This window comes from Rhodococcus sp. GB-02 (genome assembly GCF_053470465.1).
This window is the reverse complement of sequence record NZ_JBPUKE010000004.1, coordinates 177064-195694: the sequence shown is the minus strand read 5'-3', so window position 1 is coordinate 195694 and position 18631 is coordinate 177064. Positions and strand designations below refer to the sequence as shown.

Below are 18631 nucleotides of genomic sequence, written 5' to 3'. Positions count from 1 at the left end.
ACTAACTGGGGGAGCACCATGGAGTTCAGGCACCTGATGGCTTTCATCACCATCGCTGAGGAGTTGCATTTCGGGCGAGCTGCGGCTCGGCTTCATATGACGCAACCGTCTCTGAGTGCCCAACTGCAGAAATTGGAGAAGTCTCTGGACGTGATGTTGGTCGCCCGGAACTCGCATGAGGTCAAGTTGACCTCGGCGGGCAAAGAGTTCGTGACCCAAGCACGATTGATCGTTCAACAGGTGGACAAGGCTGCGAGTATCGCGAAGTCGACGGCAGCTGGGCGATCGGGATCGCTCAATGTGGGCTACAACTTCCCGGCCAGCAGGCACATCCTGCCGTACGCATTGGCGAAGATGAGCAAGGAACACCCCGACTTGGTGGTCTCTTTGTGGGAAAAGCGAACCGGCCCGCAGCTCTCGGCGTTGGCGGACGGAGTTCTCGACGTCGCTCTTGTCTACGGTCATCCGCACACTGCCGAGTTTCGTCATCGTCGGGTCCTGCATCGGGTTCCCCTTGTCGCGGTGGTGGGCAAAGGGCATGCGTGGGCGGGTCGGCCTGGCGTTCCGTTTGCCGAATTGGCCAACCAGTCGTGCGTGTTGTTCGAACGCGAGCAGTGCCCGGCGATGTACGACTCGATCCTGTCCGCGGCTGCGGACAACAAGATCGCGCTGAAGATCGCCCAGACCGCCGACGATCCGGGTGCAACGGCACACGTCGTGTCGGTCAAACCGCTCGTCGGGTTCGCATCCCTTCCGCGGGCCACCTCGGTGGGAATGGGAGCGGTCGGGGCGAACTCGGTTGCCGTGAAGCTGTTCGACCCAGTTCCGGTCATCGACCTGTACGCCGTCTGGCGCGCCGGTGAAGTGAATCCAGCTGTCGATTCCTTCCTGGATTGCATCGAGCCTCCGGAGAGCGTGAAATGTCCGTCGGAAGTGGGGCTCGCAGTCTGACGTCGTGGATAGGAATATCCATTGGCGCGCAAGTCTTTTGGTCATTGCCGCCCAAGAATTGCACGTGTTGAATCGGTATTCATGAATCCTCAGTCGTTCTCCGGGCCCGGCGTCGAGTTGGCCGAGAAGTCGGGCCTCTCCTCCATCATTTTCGACGCCGCAGACCGGACACCGGGTCGACCGTCCCTACGAGAGCGCGGGCAATCCGAATCGCTGACGTGCCTCGAGGTCGCGGACCGCGTCCGGAGTCTTGCTTCGGCCCTCGTGGAGGCCGGAGTGGGCGCGGGCGAACGCGTCGCCGTGCTCGGCCGCACGAGCCTGGACTGGGTCGTCCTCGACCTGGCGGTGCTGGCTGTCGGTGGTGTCGTGGTGCCCGTGTATCCGACATCCTCCCCAGATCAGATCCGCCACATCGTGGCAGACTCCGGATCCACCCACTTCGCCGCCGAGAGCGAGTTCGATGCCGAACGGCTGAGCGACGCCGGTGCGGCAACGGTGTGGTCGTTCGAGACGGTGTCACAGTGGTCGCGTTCGACCAGTCGGACCGCCCCCGATGATCGCATCGCCGCAGTCCATCGTGACGATCTCGCGATGATCGTGTACACCAGCGGTACCACCGGGCCGGCCAAGGGCTGCATGCTCAGTCACCGCAACATGTTTGCGGCCGCGGCCAACACAGTTGTTCGGGCCGGTGACATGTTCGGCGGCACCGCGGACGACCAGGCGGTGACCGCGCTGGGACTGCCGCTGGCCCACGTGTTCGGACAGACCATTCTGTTCGCAACGCTGTACGGCGGCACGGACACGCACCTCTTGCCAGGTATTCCCGATACGGTTGCGGCGCTGCCGCAGATCAAGCCGACTTTCCTTGCTCTCGTTCCGTACGCCCTCGAGAAGATCCGCAAGGCCGCCCGTCCACACCTCGAAGGCGGTGCGGAGGAAGCTGCGGTGTCGGACGGATTGACAGTGCTCGGGTCCGGAAAACAGGCATCGGCCGCTTTTCCCTCGCGGCCAGTGCTCGGCATGCTGGGCGGGCGCCTGCGCTCCGTGATCTCCGGGGGCGCATCGTTGGACGACTCCACCGCCGGGTTCTATGCAGGATTCGGTGTCGATATCCTCAATTGCTACGGAATGACCGAATCCGCAACGGCGGTCACCGTGAACGAGCCGAAGACCAATCGCATCGGAACGGTCGGACGGCCGATACCGGGGACGACCGTGGCCATAGCTCCCGACGGCGAAGTCCTGGTCCGCGGCGCCAACGTCACACGGGGCTACTGGGGTGCCGCAGCGGATCGGTCTCCGGTCGACGCCGACGGCTGGTTGCATACCGGGGACATCGGCGAGCTCGACGATGGCTATCTTCGAATCACGGGGCGTAAGAAAGAGATTCTGGTCACCTCGGGTGGGAAGAACGTGGCGCCCACCCCGCTGGAAGACCGAATTCGGTTGCATCCGTTCGTGAGCAATGCAGTCGTGATCGGAGATGGGCGTTCGTACGTGGTCGCGTTGATCACCCTCGACCCGGCAGCGGTCGGTCTCGACGACGCCCTGGTACGCGCCGAGCTGCAAGCGGCCGTCGACGACGCGAACTCATTGATCTCGCGTGCCGAGTCGATTCGTCAATTCCGTGTGTTATCAGTCGATTTTACGGTCGATTCCGGATTGCTGACGGCGTCACTGAAATTGAAGCGGGCTGCTATCGAAGCGACGTTCGCCGCCGAGATCGCCGACATCTACGACATGGCCACCCCGCAAACACTTCGATAACACACCTACTGATCCCAGGTCGGCTATAGGGCAGACCGATCGCCCGATGCCGAACCATTCTTCGGACACGCATCGGGTCCCTACGACAGAAACACTGAGATTCGAGAGCACGAGACTCAAAACCGATCGAACAGGAGCGGATTCACTATGTACGACGTCATCGTTGTCGGCGCCAGGGTGTCAGGATCTTCGGTAGCAATGTTGCTCGCACGGAAAGGATATCGAGTACTCGCGGTCGATCGGACGACGTTCCCGAGCGACACGGTCTCGACTCACTACATTCACCAGGCAGGGCTCTCGCGGCTGCAGGACTGGGGACTGTTGGACAAGGTGATCGAGTCCGGCTGCCCGCCGATTCGACACCTGAACTTCTCCTACACCGACATCTCCCTCGACGGGTTCGCAGACCCGATCGACGGCCTCGACGCCGTCTACTGCCCGAGACGCACCGTCCTGGACTCGATTTTGGTCGACGGCGCCCGCGAAGCGGGAGTCGAGGTGATCGAGAACTTCACCGTCGACGAACTCGTGATCAGTGACGGTGTCGTGCGGGGAATTCGTGGACACGAGGGTGATGGTCCGGAGCAGGAGTTCCGCAGCTCGATCGTGATCGGCGCGGATGGTGCCAACTCGACCGTCGCGAGCAAAGTCGGCGCGGACATCTACAAGACGTCGCCCGGTGGCTGCTTCATCTACTACTCGTACTATTCCGGGATCGACTGGGGGATGCAGCACCGCACCGGTTTCGGCGAGCAGCAGTTCGCGTCGTGGCCCACCAACGACGGTCTCAGCCTCGTGGCCGTCATGCGCAAGCGCGACCGGTTCCGCGACTTCCGTGCGGACCCCGATGGCGGCATGCAGGAGATCGTCGACGCAGTCGACCCGAAGTACGGTGAAGAATTGCGCGACAGCGCCGTTCGTGAAGAGCCGTTCCGTCCGATGCTCTACCCGGACAACTTCTACCGACGCTCCTTCGGTCCCGGCTGGGCATTGGTCGGCGACGCGGGCTACCACAAGGATCCGTTCACCGGCTGGGGGATTACCGACTCGTTCAAGTACGCAGAGCTGCTCTCCGAGCGCGTACACGAAGGTCTGGCTGGTTCGCGGCCGATGAGCGATGCGCTCGAGGACTACCAGAATACTCGTGACGAACAGAGCGCAGGCACGTACGAATTGACCACCAGTATCTCCGACCTGAAGTTGACGCCGTACTACGACTCGGTCTTCCGTGCAGCGAGCAAGAGTCCGGAGTACACGAAGAAGTTCTTCGGGCTCATCGCCGGAGGTATCCCGGGTGAGGAGTTCTTCTCTCCCGCCAATCTCGCCGATCTGTACGCGGAAGTTGACCTTCCGCACGGCGACCGACATCTGACGTCGGCGTGAGCACCGCGACTCTGACCGTCGTCGGCGACAGCTTCGTCGAAGGCCGGGGCGACCCGGTCGAGGGCGGCGGCTTCCGCGGCTGGGTCCCGCGGTTCGCAGGACAATTAGGGCTGCGCGGCAACAAGGTTCGCAACTTCGGCACACACGGCGCCACGACGACACATGTCCTCGATGTGCAGCTTCCCGGTGCGCTTGCGACCCGTTCCTCGCTCTACGGTGTCGTCGTGGGAGTCAACGATCTGGTGAGTGACTACGAACGGCCCCGGTTCGAGGACAACCTGCACGCGATCTTCGACAAGCTGCGTACCGGCGGCGCAACAGTATTCACCGCCACGTACCCGGACATCCCAGCGAGGCTGCCGGTGCCGGACCGGTTCCGGGAACTGCTGCGCGAGCGCTTCACCGAAGCGAACTCCGCACTCGTCGAGGTCACCCGCACCACGGGAACGCTTCTTCTCGACATCGCCGCGTCCCCCCAGTGGGCGGAGGGCGAGATGTGGACCTCCGACGGCCTTCACCCGAGCTCGACCGGCCATCGTGAGTTCGCCGCCTCCGCAGTGGAACTCGTCTACCAGACGACTGCCACCACCCTCGCAGCCTGATATTCGCTCGCCGCACGTCACTTCGCATGAAACCCGAGAGGACCATCGTGACCGCCGAATCCACTACCGGATCCGACATCTTCGAAGACCGTCGACTCGCTCGCAACCCTATTGCGATCGTCGGAATGTCCGGATTGTTCCCGAAAGCCACGAGCCACCGGGAGTACTGGCAGAACATCGTCGACGGTGTCGATTGCACCGAGGAGGTTCCGGCGTCTCGGTGGAGCCTCGACGACTATTTCGACGCCGACAGGACTGCCCCCGACAAGACCTACTCCCGCCGCGGAGCGTTTCTCCCCGATGTCGATTTCGATCCCCTCGAATTCGGATTGCCGCCCAACCAGCTCGAAGTGACGTCGACGATGCAGACGCTCAGTTTGGGCGTTGCTCGTGATCTCCTGATCGACGCCGGCGCGACGGGATCGTCCTGGTACGACCCTGTTCGCACCGGTGTCGTCCTCGGCACGACCGGACCGGTTCCACTGATGCATCCGCTCGCCGCTCGGTTGTCCACGCCAATCCTGAAAGAAGCGGCGCGCAGCTGTGGTCTGTCGACCGAGGACGTCAACGCGATCGCAGACAAGTTCACTGCAGCGTTTGCGCCGTGGGAAGAGAATTCGTTCCCCGGTCTGCTCGCCAACGTGGTCGCGGGTCGCGTCGCCAACCGGTTCGGACTGGGCGGTATCAACTGCACGGTGGATGCGGCGTGTGCCGCCTCGCTCGCAGCGTTGCGGACCGCTGTCGCAGAACTGCTGGACGGTCGAGCCGACACGATGATCACCGGTGGTGTGGACACCGAGAACTCAATTTTCATCTACCTGTGCTTCAGCAAGGTCGGCGCGCTGTCTCCGACCGGGCAGATCAGCCCTTTCTCTGCACAAGCGGACGGCACGCTGCTCGGCGAGGGCATCAGCATGGTTGCGCTCCGCCGTCTGTCGGACGCTCAGCGCGACGGCAACCGTATCTACGCAGTGATCCGTGGCCTCGGCTCATCGAGCGACGGGCGGTCCAAGAGCATCTACGCCCCCCGTGCGGAAGGCCAGCGGATCGCGCTCGACCGCGCCTACGCCGACGCCGAGTGCTCACCTGCCTCGGTCGAATTGTTCGAAGCGCACGCGACCGGTACCGCTGTCGGCGACCGAACGGAAATCGAAGCGCTCGGTGGTTTGTTGCGCGACGCCGGTGACGAGACGTCGTATGCCGCTGTCGGAAGTGTGAAGTCGCAGATCGGCCATACCAAGGGCGCTGCGGGAACCGCGAGTCTCATGAAGCTCGCACTCGGCCTGTACCACAAAGTTCTGCCCGGCACTATCAACGTCGATGCGCCGAACGCCGGAATCGATTCGGACGCAGCGCTGTACGTGAACACCGCGACGCGTCCGTGGATTCGTGACCCGCAGCGACCGGTGCGCCGCGCTGCGGTGTCGGCGATGGGATTCGGTGGCACCAACTTCCATGTCGTACTCGAGGAGAGCAACGCGCCCCGCGCGGACGTACGCCCGCTGCACTGCGTGCCCCGTGTTCACGTGTGGCATGCCGCCGATGTCGACTCGCTGATCGAGGCTGTCCGCTCCGGTGAGTCGGTCGACGGCGGCGAGATTCCGAGCGATCATGCGCGACTCGGCTTCGTCGCAGTCGATGACGAGGACGAGGCGCAGCTGCGCGAGCTGGGCGTTGCACAACTGATCCGCAATCGAGAGTCCGAGCAGTGGAGTCATCCGGAGGGTCTGTTCTTCCGCGCGGCTGCACTGCCCCGGATCAAGGTTGGTGCGCTGTTCTCCGGCCAGGGTAGCCAGTACGTCGACATGGGGACCGACGCTCTTCTCAACACGCCGCCGGTTGCCGAGGCGTTCGACCTCGCGAACGTAGCGTTCGCGGACGCTACCGAACGGCTGGGCCGAATCGTGTTCCCACCGCCGGTCTTCGACAACGAGACTCGCGAGCGACACGACGCCACTTTGCGTCGAACGGAATTCGCGCAGCCGGCGATCGGCGCGCTATCGGTTGGGCAGTACCAGTTCTTCCGGGAACTCGGTTTCGAAGCAGATGCTCTGGCCGGCCACAGCTTCGGCGAGCTGACCGCGCTGTGGGCGTCGGGCGCACTCGAGACCGGCGACTACTTCACTCTGGCGCGTGCCCGCGGTGCTGCGATGGCACCGACGTCCGACGAAGACAACGGAACGATGCTCGCAGTCGCTGCCGACCGCGATGTCGTGGACTCGATCGTCCAGGACATCGACGACGTCTGGATCTGCAACCACAATGCGCCCGATCAGGTGGTTGTCGGCGGTGGGCGCGTTGCGATCGACGCGGTGATCGCGTCCGCGGCCGAGCGTGCGGTCGCCACTCGTGAGCTCCCGGTGTCGGCCGCGTTCCACACCCCGTACGTCGCGCACGCGGTCGATGCGTTTGCACCTGCAGTCGACGCTGTCGGTGTCGGAGCACCGTCCATTCCCGTCTACGCGAATTCGCCGGATCGCCAGTACGGATCCGACGCGGCCGAGAACGCCGCGATGCTTGTCGAGCAATTGCTGAAGCCAGTCGAATTCGTCGCGTCGCTCGAAGCGATGCACGCCGACGGGTGCACCGTGTTCGTCGAGTTCGGCCCGAAGAAGGTCCTGACTTCGTTGGTTCATCGCACTCTGGGCGACGACGTGGTTGCCATCGCTACGGATATCGGTCCGCTCGGAAACAGTGACCTCTCGCTCAAGCGTGCGGCCGCTCAATTGATCGTGCTGGGTGTCACGTTGAACCAGGTCAACCGCTACGCCTCTACACCGCCGCCGCCGCGCACCGGGAGCGGTATGACGGTCGCGCTGTCCGCTCCCGAGTACGTGCCGCCGACCCGCCGTGCGGCCTACGCCGATGCACTCGCCGATGGATACCGAGTGTCCGCGCTCACCCCGGCGCACACTCCAGCCGCTGCGTCGACGCCGTCGACTGCTCCCGCTCCGGCTCCTGTCCAGCCCACGCCCGCCCCTCAGGCAACTCGACCCTCGGAGACGACCGTGCCTTCCAACGATCCACGTCCAGCGACAAACGAGTCCTCTCCCCTTGCCGCGCACCTCGACACCCATGACCGATACCTCGACGGCCAGCTCGAACTCGCGCGCCACCTCGCCGAGGCTCTGAGTACCGACCGGATCGACGACGGATTGATCCGAGCGATCGAAGCGGTCAAAGACCACGGTGTGGCGATCAGTCATAGCCACACCCGTGCGACCGAGGTCCTGGGGCGGATCGCCGAACTGGAGATCGCGGGCGGAATCTCCGACCCCGCTCCGTTCCGGCCTGCGACTTCGACCGCATCGATACCGGTTGCGGCGCAGCAGAACACACAGGAAGCTGCACCCGCTGCGATCGCGCCTGCTTCGCCTGCAGTCCCGGTACCGACCGTATCGATCGCTGCGGCCCGGGAGCCGGCTGCCCAGATCCCGACCGTCGTGTCGGTGTCCGAGGAGGCCGCGGGTGTCAGCGCCGACCAACTGCGCAGTGCCCTGCTCGAAGTGGTCGCCGACAAGACCGGTTACCCGGTCGAGATGGTGGATCCGTCGATGGATCTCGAAGCCGATCTCGGTGTCGATTCGATCAAGCGAGTACAGGTGCTGGGCGCTGTGCAGGAGAGGTTCCCGTCGCTGCCCAGTCTTGGGCCCGAGCAGCTCGGAACGTTGCGCACTCTCGATCAGATCGTCGACTTGCTGGCGCAGTCGGCACCGAATCCCCCCACACCGGAACCTTCCGCGCCCGAATCCGCTGCGCTACCTAGTCCACCGGAACCTTCGCCGTCGGGCATATCCGCCGACGCTGTGCGCAGTGCCCTGCTCGAAGTAGTTGCCGACAAGACCGGTTACCCGGTCGAGATGGTGGATCCGTCGATGGATCTCGAAGCCGATCTCGGTGTCGATTCGATCAAGCGGGTGCAGGTGTTGGGCGCTGTGCAGGAGAGGTTCCCGTCGCTGCCCAGTCTCGGGCCCGAGCAGCTCGGAACGTTGCGCACTCTCGATCAGATCGTCGAGCTCCTTGCCGCGGGGAGTGATGTCCACCCAAAAGCTGAAGCCGCGGCGACCTCGCCGCGGCACACCGTCGAACTCGCTGCGCTTCCACCAGTGGACAGAATCGAAGGATTGTTCGTAACCGGCGCTACCGCAGTGGTTCTGGACCTCACAGACGATGGCGCCGATTCTGCCAGCCTCACGAGCGGGCTCAGCGAACGCGGCTGGTCCGTCGAGCATGTGCCCTTGACCGGCACCGCGAACGACATCGAGAGAACCGTTGCGGGAGTGTTCGACGCCGACGTGACGCTCGCTCTCGTCGTGGTAGGCACGTCGACTGAGTGGTCTGTCGCAAGCCATCGGCTCTCGGCGGCTCTGCTCGCCGCCAAGTACGCCTACGCTTCCCTCGAACGTTCCGGCGGGCTCCGGTCGGCATTGGTGACCTTGACTCGTCTCGACGGTGCGCTCGGTTTCGCCGGCACAGTCGACCCGGTGCGCGCGTTGATCGGTGGTGTCGGTGGTGTCGTGAAAACGGTTGCTGCCGAGCGGCTTGGCCTGTTCTGCCGGAACATAGACGTTCATCCAGCCGTCGGTGCCGACACTCTCGTAGAAACACTGCTGATCGAAATATCGGACGCAGCGGCAGACACGCTGGAAGTGGCGATCGACGACAACGGTGACCGGTGGACGATCGTGCCCAGCCTGCACGGCGCGTCGTCGTCGCAAACGGTTGTCGACCGCACCGCGACCATGAGCGTCACCGAATTGACCGAGTCCGACGTGGTTCTCGTGACCGGAGGCGCGCGGGGTGTGACGGCGCTGTGCGCACGCGAACTCGGCCGACACACGGCCGCACGGTTCGTTCTCCTCGGGCGCACCGACCCGGACCCCGAACCCGACTGGGCACACGGTGTGAACGACGCCGGTCTGCAGTCGGCAGCACTCACGGCGATGGCCGGATCGGGGGCGACACCCCGCGACGTCGGGCGGGCCTGCGCAGCGGTCCGGGCCGGCCGCGAAATCGCCGAGAACCTCGGCGACCTCGGCGATCGCGCACAGTACATCGCGGTCGACGTCACCGACGCCGCTGCGGTGCGAGCCGTCCTGAGCCCGCTGGCATCCAAGATCACCGTCGTGGTGCACGGTGCGGGTGTGCTCGCCGATTCGGCGATCGGCGCCAAGACGGTCGCCGAAATCTCCCGAGTTCTCGACCCCAAGATCACCGGACTCGGTGCCGTGTTGGTTGCGCTCGAGACGAACGACGAGCCATCACCGCTACGTAGGATCGTGCTGTTCACGTCGGTCGCTGGGCTGTACGGAAATTCCGGGCAATCGGACTACGCGGCTGCGAACGAGGCGCTCACTCGGTTCGCTGCAGCTCATGTGTCCTCCCGGCCCGATCTTCACGTGACGGCGATCGATTGGGGCGCCTGGGACGGCGGGATGGTCACGGCCGAGTTGCGCGAGCACTTCATCGCACGCGGTGTTACCTTGCTCGATCCCGTTGTCGGCGCTCGCGCCTTCGCCGAGCAGTTCACACCTGACCGCCGCGACGACGTCGTGGTGTTGGTGGGAGAAGCCGCGTCGCTGACCGAAGGATCACCGACGCTGGGAGAACCGTTCGTCGCTACCCGGCGGCTCGTGCAGCTGGAGACGAATCCGCTGGTTCAGGCGCACCGAATCGGCGCGCATCCGGTGCTTCCCGCGACCTTCGGTCTCGGCGCAATGATCAACGTCGTCGAGCGGGCATACCCGGGCCGGACCGTCACAGGAGTCCGAGATTTCCACGTGCACAAGGGAATAGTCTTCGACCACCCGATCGAATCCATCGATATCCGGGTCGCCCCCGACGATGACCGTACCGTTCGGGTGTTCGTCACCGGCGGCGACAAAGCCAAGACGGTCTCTCACTACGTTGCGACGATGGATCTCGATGGGCATCCTGCGCAGGCTCCTCGGCACCATGCACCTCGTTTCGGTGCCGGAGTGCCCGCCGGCGAGTTGTATCGCGACGCCAGGCAATTCCACGCGCCGTTGCTGCACGGGATGCGCCGAGTTCTGACGGACTCGGACACCGAACTGGTGCTCGAATGCGAACTCGGAGGTGAGCCGCTCGAACTCGGAGCGTATGCCGGAGTCCTGCACAATCCCGTACTCGCGGACGTCATTCTGCAGGGGCCTCCGGTACTCGGTCATCGCCTGCTGAACTCGGCGTGCCTACCCCTCGGCATCGGCCGAATCGACTACTACGCAGCGCTTCCGTTGGGCGAGCCCTGGGCGGTGGTGGTCGACAACCCGCGCGCGGGCTCTACCGACGTAACAATCGACGCCACCGCAATCGGGGCTGACGGCGTGGTTCTTCAGAAGTTTTCCGACGTGACAGTGGTCACGACACCTGATCTGTCCGACATGTTCCGCGAATCAGTAAGGCAGTGGTCCCAATCATGAACGACGGCTCTACACGAGACCTCGGCGAGGGCGTGCTCGCCTTCGACGGCGAGGCGTTCGACCCGGTCGGCGCCACATCTATCCCCACTTCATCCACTCCCGCGTCATCCGCACCGGCGGCCTTCGTCCCGAAGGCGTTTCTACCGGCTGCCGGACGGCCGAACCCGCTACGCGAGATCAGGGCTGCGGTCACAGGTGCGCACCGCGCGCACCTCGATGCCTACACGCGCGTCCAGCACGCGATCCTCCGGTCCGCTCGTACCGCGCCCGCACCGCTGCGAGCGCTCACGGTCGCACCCGTCGCGGTGGCGCCTGAGGGAGCATTCAAACCACTTGCCCGTACCGATCGCTGCACACTCGACCGAGCTGCGCTGGAGTCGCTCTCGCGCGGCGACATCGATGCCGTGTTCGGAACGGACTACAACCAAGCCGAAGCCAACCCCGATGTCCGCATCGCTGCGGCGGAGCCTCTGGCGCTGACCGCGATCACCGACATCGATCTGCGTGGCGGTGCGCTCGGTCGGGGTCGCCTGCGCGCCCGATTCGACGGTGACGCCACGACAGCGGCCGTGCAGGCAGTCGAGACCTTTGCGGTGTTCGCCGGGCTGCATCTATGCCTGGCCGACGCATTGTTGACCGCCACCCCACCGACACAGCTCGAGACCCGTTCGACCGAACTCGACGTCGTCGTCACTCAGATAGACCTCGTTCCTCGGCCGCATGTCATCGCTGAAGTGATCGCGGGCGACGGCCGGAGCGTCAGTGTCACGATGACCGTCACCGACAAGCCGGGTTCCGCGATCGGACCCGGCACCGGGGGCACGCTCGATCACTGGACCGGCAGGATCGGCCACGGTGGAGAGAGGTTCTTGCTCAACGAGTTCCACATGGCGCATCTCGCACGCGGGGACCAGGGGACCGCACTCGGACCCGAATTCGCGCACTACACCGGACACCGGGCGACACGGCTGCCGACCGGTGGTTTGCTGCTGGTCGATCGCGTCAGTCGATTCGACGGCACGCGGGGGGTCCTCGACCGGTTGGCGTCGTACGACAGTGAATACGACTCGCCCGCCGACTCGTGGTACTACGCCGACAGCGCGAACTACTCGGTGCCGCACTTCGTGTACATGGAGACGTCCCTGCAGGCGGCGCTGTTGATGGGGTTGTACGTCGGCCCCACGCTCACCGCCCCGAACCAAACCCTCAGTCTGCGTAACCTCGGGGGCACGGCGACCGTGCTTCGTCAAGTGGACCTGCGCGACAAGACCATTGCGCAGTCGTCGCGGTTGCTGTCGACGACCATGTTGCCTGGTTCGTCGCTTCAGACATTCGACTACACCCTGTCGGTCGACGGCGAGGCGTTCTACCGTGGTGAGACGATGTTCGGCTATTTCAGCGACGAGGCACTGGGCAACCAGACCGGTCTCGACGCTGGACGGAACAAGCCGACATGGCGAGAAACGAACGTGCCGAGCAGTGTTCGCACGATCGACATCGCTGCGCGTCGCAACACTTCGGGTGCGCGCCTGTGTTCGCAGGGTACGTTGGCGCTGCTCGATCAGGTCGACGTCGTCGACGGTGGCGGTGATCACGGCGAGGGCTACCTGCACGCAGTGCGCCGAATCGATCCGAATGACTGGTTCTTCGCACGACACTTCTACCTCGACCCGGTGATCCCCGGATCGCTCGGTGTGGAGACGGCGATCCAGGCCGTTCAGGAATGGATGCTCGACTCCGGGTTCGATTCGGGCATGGCAGATCCGCAGTTCCTGATCCCCGCCGACATCGACTTCACGTGGAAATACCGCGGCCAGTTCCTGCCCACAGATCGGCAGTGCGAACTCGAGGTGCACATCAAGGCTGTCGAGCGCAGGAACGGCTCGGTGATCGTGACCGTCGACGCGTCGTTGTGGAAGCCAGGTCTGCGCATCTACGAGCTCATCGACCTTGCTGTCGAGCTTTCGGACATCTCGATTCGCCGCGGAGCCCTCGGATGACCGCCGCGGTGGCACGGGCCGTCAGCGACGTGCGTTCGGTTCTGCTCGACCTCGACTCGCCGTGCTGGATCGTCGCCGATGCAGACGGAGTCGGCGCAACGTCGGATCCGGCGATGACGGCGAACGCCCGGGTGCTCAGCGCCGTCGGCCCCCTCTCGCCACAATCTCTGGGAGACAGCACGTTCCGCAGGTTCCATGGTGTGCGATACTCGTACGCCGCCGGAGCGATGGCCAACGGTATCGCGTCACCGGACATGGTGATCGCGCTCGCGCGGGCAGGCTACCTCGCGTCCTACGGCGCCGCAGGGGTGATTCCCGCCCGCATCGATGCGGCGCTGAACACTATTCGGCAGGCACTCGGCAACACCCCGTTCGCATGCAATCTCATCCATAGTCCCACCGAACCCGCGCTCGAGAAGGCCATCGTCGACGCGTGCCTCAGGAATGCGGTGACGTGTATCGAAGCGTCGGCTTTCATGGATCTGACGCCGCAACTCGTGCGCTACCGAGTCAGCGGCTTGGCGCTCGGCCGTGATGGCCGCGTCGAGCCGCGGCATCGGGTGATCGCGAAGGTGTCCAGAGCGGAAGTAGCCGAGCATTTCCTCCGGCCGGCGCCCTCGAAGCTGCTTCGGGCATTGCTCGACTCCGGCGAGATCACCGCCGAACAGGCACAGTGGGCGGAACACATTCCGATGGCCGATGACATTACCGCCGAGGCCGATTCGGGCGGTCACACCGACCGGCGTCCACTGACAGTTCTGCTTCCGGACCTGATCATGCTGCGAGACCGACTCGCTCGCGAACGACCCGGTCGATCGGAGGTCCGGATCGGCGCAGCGGGTGGCATCGGCACTCCTCAGGCGGTGGCCGCAGCGTTCGCGATGGGCGCCGCGTACGTCGTGACCGGCTCGATTAACCAGTCGTCGGTGGAAGCCGATCAGTCGGACACGACGAAGGCGCTCCTGGCCTCGTCCGGGGTCGCGGACTGCACGATGGCACCGTCGTCGGACATGTTCGAGCTCGGTGTGCAGGTGCAGGTGCTGCGCCGCGGAACGATGTTCGCGGCGCGCGCACACCGGCTGTACGAGACCTACCGCGAATACGACGGCATCGAGTCGATCCCAGCCGTCCGCCGAGCCGATCTCGAGAAGTCGATCTTCGCGCGACCGCTCGACGACGTGTGGGCGGGTTGCGTGGACTACTTCACCGAACGCGACCCTGGTCAACTCGCCGGCGCCGAACGCGACCCGAAGCGCAAGATGGCGCTGATCTTTCGGTGGTACCTAGGGTTGTCGTCGGGGTGGAGCATCCGCGGAGAATCCGATCGCACGGCCGACTATCAGATTTGGTGCGGGCCTGCGATGGGCGCGTTCAACAGTTGGGTCGCCGGTACGCATCTCGCTGCGCCGACGAATCGTCGGGTCGCGGACATCGCGCACCACATGATGTTCGGAGGTGCGCACGCCACTCGCGTGGCGTCTCTGCGGAGCGCGGGGGTTCGCTTGCCTGCCGCTGCGGCACACTACGTGCCGGAGCCGCAGCGATGACTGCGCCGGACCGGACGGCGAGTCTGCTGACGACCGTCGCGCGCTACAGCGAACGGTACGTCCGGGAGGGCCGTGCCGACAGTACTCGGGTCGAGGCAGACCGGGACCGATTGCGAGCGGACTTCGTTCGGCCCTTGCCGAGGCGCGGTGAGGAACCGCACGACGTGGTGTCCGAACTCGTCTCGCGCGGCGAACCGGGACTGCTGCACTCGGGAGCGCCTACCTTCCTCGGGTTCGTCATGGGCGGTGCGTATCCCGTTGCGGTCGCCACCGAGTGGCTGACGTCGATATGGGATCAATGCGGCGCGCTGTACGCGACAAGTCCCGTTGCGTCGGTGGTCGAAGAGACGGTTGCGCGGTGGTTGATCGACCTGTTCGGGCTGCCGTCGGGCGTGTCGGTCGGTGTCACTACCGGCTGTGCGACGGCGAACCTGACGGGGCTCGCCGCGGCCCGTCACTCCGTGCTCGCCGACGCGGGCTGGAACGTCGACGACGACGGTCTGATCGGTGCGCCGGCACCGCGCATTCTGGTCAGCAAAGGCTGCCACGTCACGGTGTCGCGAGCGATTCGTCTGCTGGGCATGGCAGGACAGGTGTACCCCGTCGATGTCGACGAACAGGGCCGGATGTCGTTGCCCGCGTTCATCGATCGTCTGGACTCGACGACGGGTCCGCTGATCGTGTGCGCTCAGGTCGGCAATGTCGACTCCGGTTCCGTCGACCCACTGACCGAGATCTGCCGGCTCACGCATGAGCGTGGGGGATGGGTGCACGTCGATGCAGCATTCGGTATGTGGGCCGCCGCAGGACCCACCGTGCGCCGTCACGTTTCTGGACTCGCCGCCGCGGATTCGTGGGCGACCGACGCGCACAAGTGGCTGAACGTTCCCTATGACTGCGGTATCGCTCTGTGCGCTCACCCCGACGCGCACCGCGCGGCGCTACGGACCAGCGCAGAGTATCTGACCGTCGCCACCGGCGGGGACCGAGATCCCGTCGACTATTCACCGGACATGTCCCGACGCGCGCGCAGCCTTGTTCTGTGGGCGACCCTGCGACATCTGGGCCGGGACGGTGTCGCCGACCTGATCGACCGATGCTGTCGCCTCGCACGAGAACTCGCGTCGAGCCTCGACGACGAGCCGGGCATCACAGTCGTCAACGACGTCGTGCTCAATCAGGTGCTGGTTCGATTCGACGCTCCGGACGGTGACGCCGCGGGCCACCTCGGCCGCATCGTCGACACCGTGCAGCGGTGCGGGACAGGCTGGGCCAGCCCCACCACGTGGTTCGGTCACCCCACGCTGCGGCTGTCGGTCTGCAACTGGCAGACCGACAGCGCGGACATCGAACGGTGCATAGACGCGCTGGTCGGCGCCCATCGACAGGCCACTTCAGTGCACAGCTCCGCCGTCGCTCCCTTGGAGGAATTCGTATGACCACCGCCCACATGAGACCCGAACCGATCGTAACCGGTGAACCCGACCTCGACGCCGTCGTTGCGACGCTCACGGCGTCCTTCGCACAGGACCCGATCATCGAATGGGCAATACCCACCGACACGCCTGAACGTAGCCGCTACCTGGACTCATTTTTCGCGATCGTCACCGAAGACATTCTCGATCGCGGCGGAATGGTTGCTACTTCGAGCGACTACGACGCGGTCGTCGTCTGGTCGACGCCCACCGACGCGGTGCCGACCGTCGACGAGAGTGCAGTTCTGCTGGACCGACTCGAGTCCGCGACCGGGCCGACCGGCCACCGCGTCCGCGTCCTGATGGAACTGCTCGACGAGCATCACCCGACCGACCTTCCGCCGCACTGCCATGTCATGTTCGCCGCTGTCCGCGAACACTCGCGGGGGACCGGCGCGCGGGCTGCTGTGACCGGCGCGCTGCGCGAACTGCGGCTCGCCGACGGTGTCGGTGTCTATGCAGAAGCGTCGAGCGAGCGCAGCTCGAGGCTCTGGGAGCGTCTGGGACTGTCTCGAGTCGGTTCGGAGATCGTACTCCCCGACGGCGGACCGAAGCTGTTCCCGCTCTTCGCTGCACCGTAGGTTCGCGCTGGACATCGAACGTGCGACGAATCCGCCCCCCGCCGGCGCCCCCCCCCCCCCCCGCCCCTGATTCGGTTCCTACTTGAGACCGGAGCGGACGAACGCGTTGACGATATGACGTTGCAGCACGATATAGAGGAGGAAGACCGGTAGGCACGCCATCCCTGCCACCGCCATCATCGGGCCCCAGTCGTTGCCCTCGGTGCCCATGAAGCTACGCAAACCGAGCTGCAGGACGGAATTGCTGCGCTGCAATACCACTGCCGGCCAGAAGTACTCGTTCCACGAGTTGATGAACAACAGGATGGACAGCGCGGCGAGGGCCGGACGCAGATTGGGTACCACGACGGTCCACAGGATCGACCACGACGACCGGCCGTCCATTCGCGCAGCCGCTACCAGTTCCTTCGGGAAGCTGGTCATGTGTTGACGCAGCATCAACACGCCGAGAGCTGAACACAGCGTCGGCACCACCACTCCGGCGAGCGTGTTGATCAGACCCATTTGGTACAGCAGAACGTAGTTGGGCAGCATGGTGACCTGGAACGGTACCAACCACGTCCCGATGAATGCCAGGTAGAGGAAGTTCTGGAAACGGAACGTGTACATCGCGAACGCGTAGGACGCGAGCAATGCGATCAACAGCTGCGACGCGGCGGACACGAATGCGACACCGAACGTGTTCAACAGGAGGCCGACTATGTCGACCTTCGATGCGGCGTCCGTGTAGTTCTCGATCGACAGTGGCCACGGAAACGGTGAGAGGGACCCGACGTCGTCCGGCCGACGCAACGATGTCGCGAACAGCCAATAAATCGGGAACGCACACACCACCGCGATGACGATCAGGATGGCGTGCCCGCGAACTCGGCGCAGAAGATCGCCGCTACCCTCGACGCTGTCGGGCGCGCCGGTGTTGCGCATGTCAGTTGTCATGAAACGTTATCCGTTCGGAGAGCCAGACAAGGATACCTGCGACAGCACCGAATCCCACGAAGAGCACGATGCCCGCGGCCGCGCTGAGTCCGGCGTCGAAGCTGTGGAAACCGTAGTCCCACAACAGGTAGTAGATATTAGTCGTCGATTGCGACGGCCCGCCCTGCGTCAGGGTGTCGATCAGCGGGAATGTCCACTGTGCACTGAGCAGGACGGTCATGAGCGTGAGGAACACCAGGGTGGGGGAGAGCAGCGGCAGTGTGATCCAGCGATCGATCTGCCACCGCGACGCCCCATCCATCTGTGCGGCCTCGGAGTAGTCGCTGTTCACACTCGCCATGCCGGCGGACACCACCAGCACCGCGAACCCGAGAAAGTGCCACCCCGTGATGATGATGATCACCCACTGAGCGGTAGCTGTGTCCTGGATCCAATTGCGGTCCGAACCGAGAATCCGATTGACGATTCCGGCGCTCGGATCGAGCAGCCATTGCCATACCGCCGCGCCCGCTACCGGTGCGATCAGGAACGGAGCGAAGATGATGCTCTGGTACATCACCCGTGCTCGCCCGTGTACGCCCCGTGTTGCGAACGAGATCACCACGGGCAGAACGATCGAGAAGGGGAGCAGGGCGAGAATCAGAACGACCGTGCGCCAGATGGAGTCACCGACGGCCGGCAACTCGAGCAGACGACGGTAGTTGTCCGCCCCCACCGCTTGCATCGGTGTCGTGGGCAACAAATTCCACGAATACGTCGACAACTGAGCAGCTTGGACGAGTGGGCGATAGGTCCACACGACGAGCAGTGCGATGGCCGGTGTCAGATACAGATACGGCTGCGCGACGCGCAGTACACGCGCGATCGATGAATCCCGGATGGTTCGAGCGGGTTCGGAGGCCGTCTCCTTGGCGGGTACAGGGCGGTCGAGAACGCTGACGAACAC

11 protein-coding genes are annotated in these 18631 nt (G+C 64.6%); 9 read left to right on the top strand and 2 right to left on the bottom strand.

The genetic code is table 11. The annotated features are described in order from the left end of the window. The first annotated feature begins 18 nt into the window (after nucleotides 1-18). The 9 genes from ACSW29_RS25750 (at nucleotide 19) to ACSW29_RS25710 (ending at nucleotide 16749) form a co-directional block, all read left to right on the top strand. Entirely contained in the window at nucleotides 19-951 is a 933-nt protein-coding gene (locus ACSW29_RS25750) for a LysR family transcriptional regulator (protein WP_347872916.1), read from the top strand. An 81-nt stretch (nucleotides 952-1032) separates the two neighbouring features. Then, nucleotides 1033-2721, top strand: coding sequence for an AMP-dependent synthetase/ligase (locus ACSW29_RS25745; protein WP_448278628.1), 1689 nt, complete (start codon nucleotides 1033-1035; stop codon nucleotides 2719-2721). A gap of 147 nt (nucleotides 2722-2868) precedes the next feature. After that, complete coding sequence (locus ACSW29_RS25740; RefSeq protein ID WP_347872914.1) at nucleotides 2869-4104, top strand: NAD(P)/FAD-dependent oxidoreductase; 1236 nt, start codon at nucleotides 2869-2871, stop codon at nucleotides 4102-4104. Then, nucleotides 4101-4706 (top strand): SGNH/GDSL hydrolase family protein, encoded by a 606-nt coding sequence (locus ACSW29_RS25735; RefSeq protein WP_448278627.1) that lies wholly within the window; start codon nucleotides 4101-4103, stop codon nucleotides 4704-4706. Before ACSW29_RS25740 ends, ACSW29_RS25735 begins: the two co-directional genes overlap by 4 nt. A 47-nt stretch (nucleotides 4707-4753) precedes the next feature. Then, nucleotides 4754-11146: an SDR family NAD(P)-dependent oxidoreductase gene (locus tag ACSW29_RS25730; RefSeq protein ID WP_448278626.1), complete on the top strand. Its 6393-nt coding sequence runs from the start codon at nucleotides 4754-4756 to the stop codon at nucleotides 11144-11146. Further along, complete coding sequence (locus ACSW29_RS25725) at nucleotides 11143-13146, top strand: beta-ketoacyl synthase (RefSeq protein ID WP_448278625.1); 2004 nt, start codon at nucleotides 11143-11145, stop codon at nucleotides 13144-13146. Before ACSW29_RS25730 ends, ACSW29_RS25725 begins: the two co-directional genes overlap by 4 nt. Further along, nucleotides 13143-14693 carry a PfaD family polyunsaturated fatty acid/polyketide biosynthesis protein gene (locus tag ACSW29_RS25720; RefSeq protein WP_448278624.1) on the top strand — a complete coding sequence of 517 codons (1551 nt, stop codon included), beginning with the start codon at nucleotides 13143-13145 and terminating at the stop codon, nucleotides 14691-14693. The genes ACSW29_RS25725 and ACSW29_RS25720 overlap by 4 nt, the downstream gene beginning before the upstream one ends. After that, nucleotides 14690-16132, top strand: a complete 1443-nt coding sequence (locus ACSW29_RS25715; protein ID WP_347872909.1) for a pyridoxal phosphate-dependent decarboxylase family protein — start codon at nucleotides 14690-14692, stop codon at nucleotides 16130-16132. The genes ACSW29_RS25720 and ACSW29_RS25715 overlap by 4 nt, the downstream gene beginning before the upstream one ends. After that, nucleotides 16129-16749 carry a hypothetical protein gene (locus ACSW29_RS25710; protein WP_448278623.1) on the top strand — a complete coding sequence of 207 codons (621 nt, stop codon included), beginning with the start codon at nucleotides 16129-16131 and terminating at the stop codon, nucleotides 16747-16749. Before ACSW29_RS25715 ends, ACSW29_RS25710 begins: the two co-directional genes overlap by 4 nt. Before the next feature lie 78 nt (nucleotides 16750-16827). Here ACSW29_RS25710 and ACSW29_RS25705 read toward each other — a convergent pair whose 3' ends face one another. Beyond that, nucleotides 16828-17685, bottom strand: a complete 858-nt coding sequence (locus ACSW29_RS25705) for a carbohydrate ABC transporter permease (protein ID WP_230813340.1) — start codon at nucleotides 17683-17685, stop codon at nucleotides 16828-16830. Next, complete coding sequence (locus tag ACSW29_RS25700) at nucleotides 17675-18631, bottom strand: carbohydrate ABC transporter permease (RefSeq protein WP_374227989.1); 957 nt, start codon at nucleotides 18629-18631, stop codon at nucleotides 17675-17677. Before ACSW29_RS25700 ends, ACSW29_RS25705 begins: the two co-directional genes overlap by 11 nt.

Excerpts from the sequence above, each read along its gene's own strand:
- ACSW29_RS25710 (WP_448278623.1), top strand. The coding sequence starts at position 16,129 with ATGACCACCGCCCACATGAGACCCGAACCGATCGTAACCGGTGAACCC.
- ACSW29_RS25725 (WP_448278625.1), top strand. The coding sequence starts at position 11,143 with ATGAACGACGGCTCTACACGAGACCTCGGCGAGGGCGTGCTCGCCTTC.
- ACSW29_RS25750 (WP_347872916.1), top strand. The coding sequence starts at position 19 with ATGGAGTTCAGGCACCTGATGGCTTTCATCACCATCGCTGAGGAGTTG.
- ACSW29_RS25745 (WP_448278628.1), top strand. The coding sequence starts at position 1,033 with ATGAATCCTCAGTCGTTCTCCGGGCCCGGCGTCGAGTTGGCCGAGAAG.
- ACSW29_RS25720 (WP_448278624.1), top strand. The coding sequence starts at position 13,143 with ATGACCGCCGCGGTGGCACGGGCCGTCAGCGACGTGCGTTCGGTTCTG.
- ACSW29_RS25740 (WP_347872914.1), top strand. The coding sequence starts at position 2,869 with ATGTACGACGTCATCGTTGTCGGCGCCAGGGTGTCAGGATCTTCGGTA.
- ACSW29_RS25715 (WP_347872909.1), top strand. The coding sequence starts at position 14,690 with ATGACTGCGCCGGACCGGACGGCGAGTCTGCTGACGACCGTCGCGCGC.
- ACSW29_RS25705 (WP_230813340.1), bottom strand. The coding sequence starts at position 17,685 with ATGACAACTGACATGCGCAACACCGGCGCGCCCGACAGCGTCGAGGGT.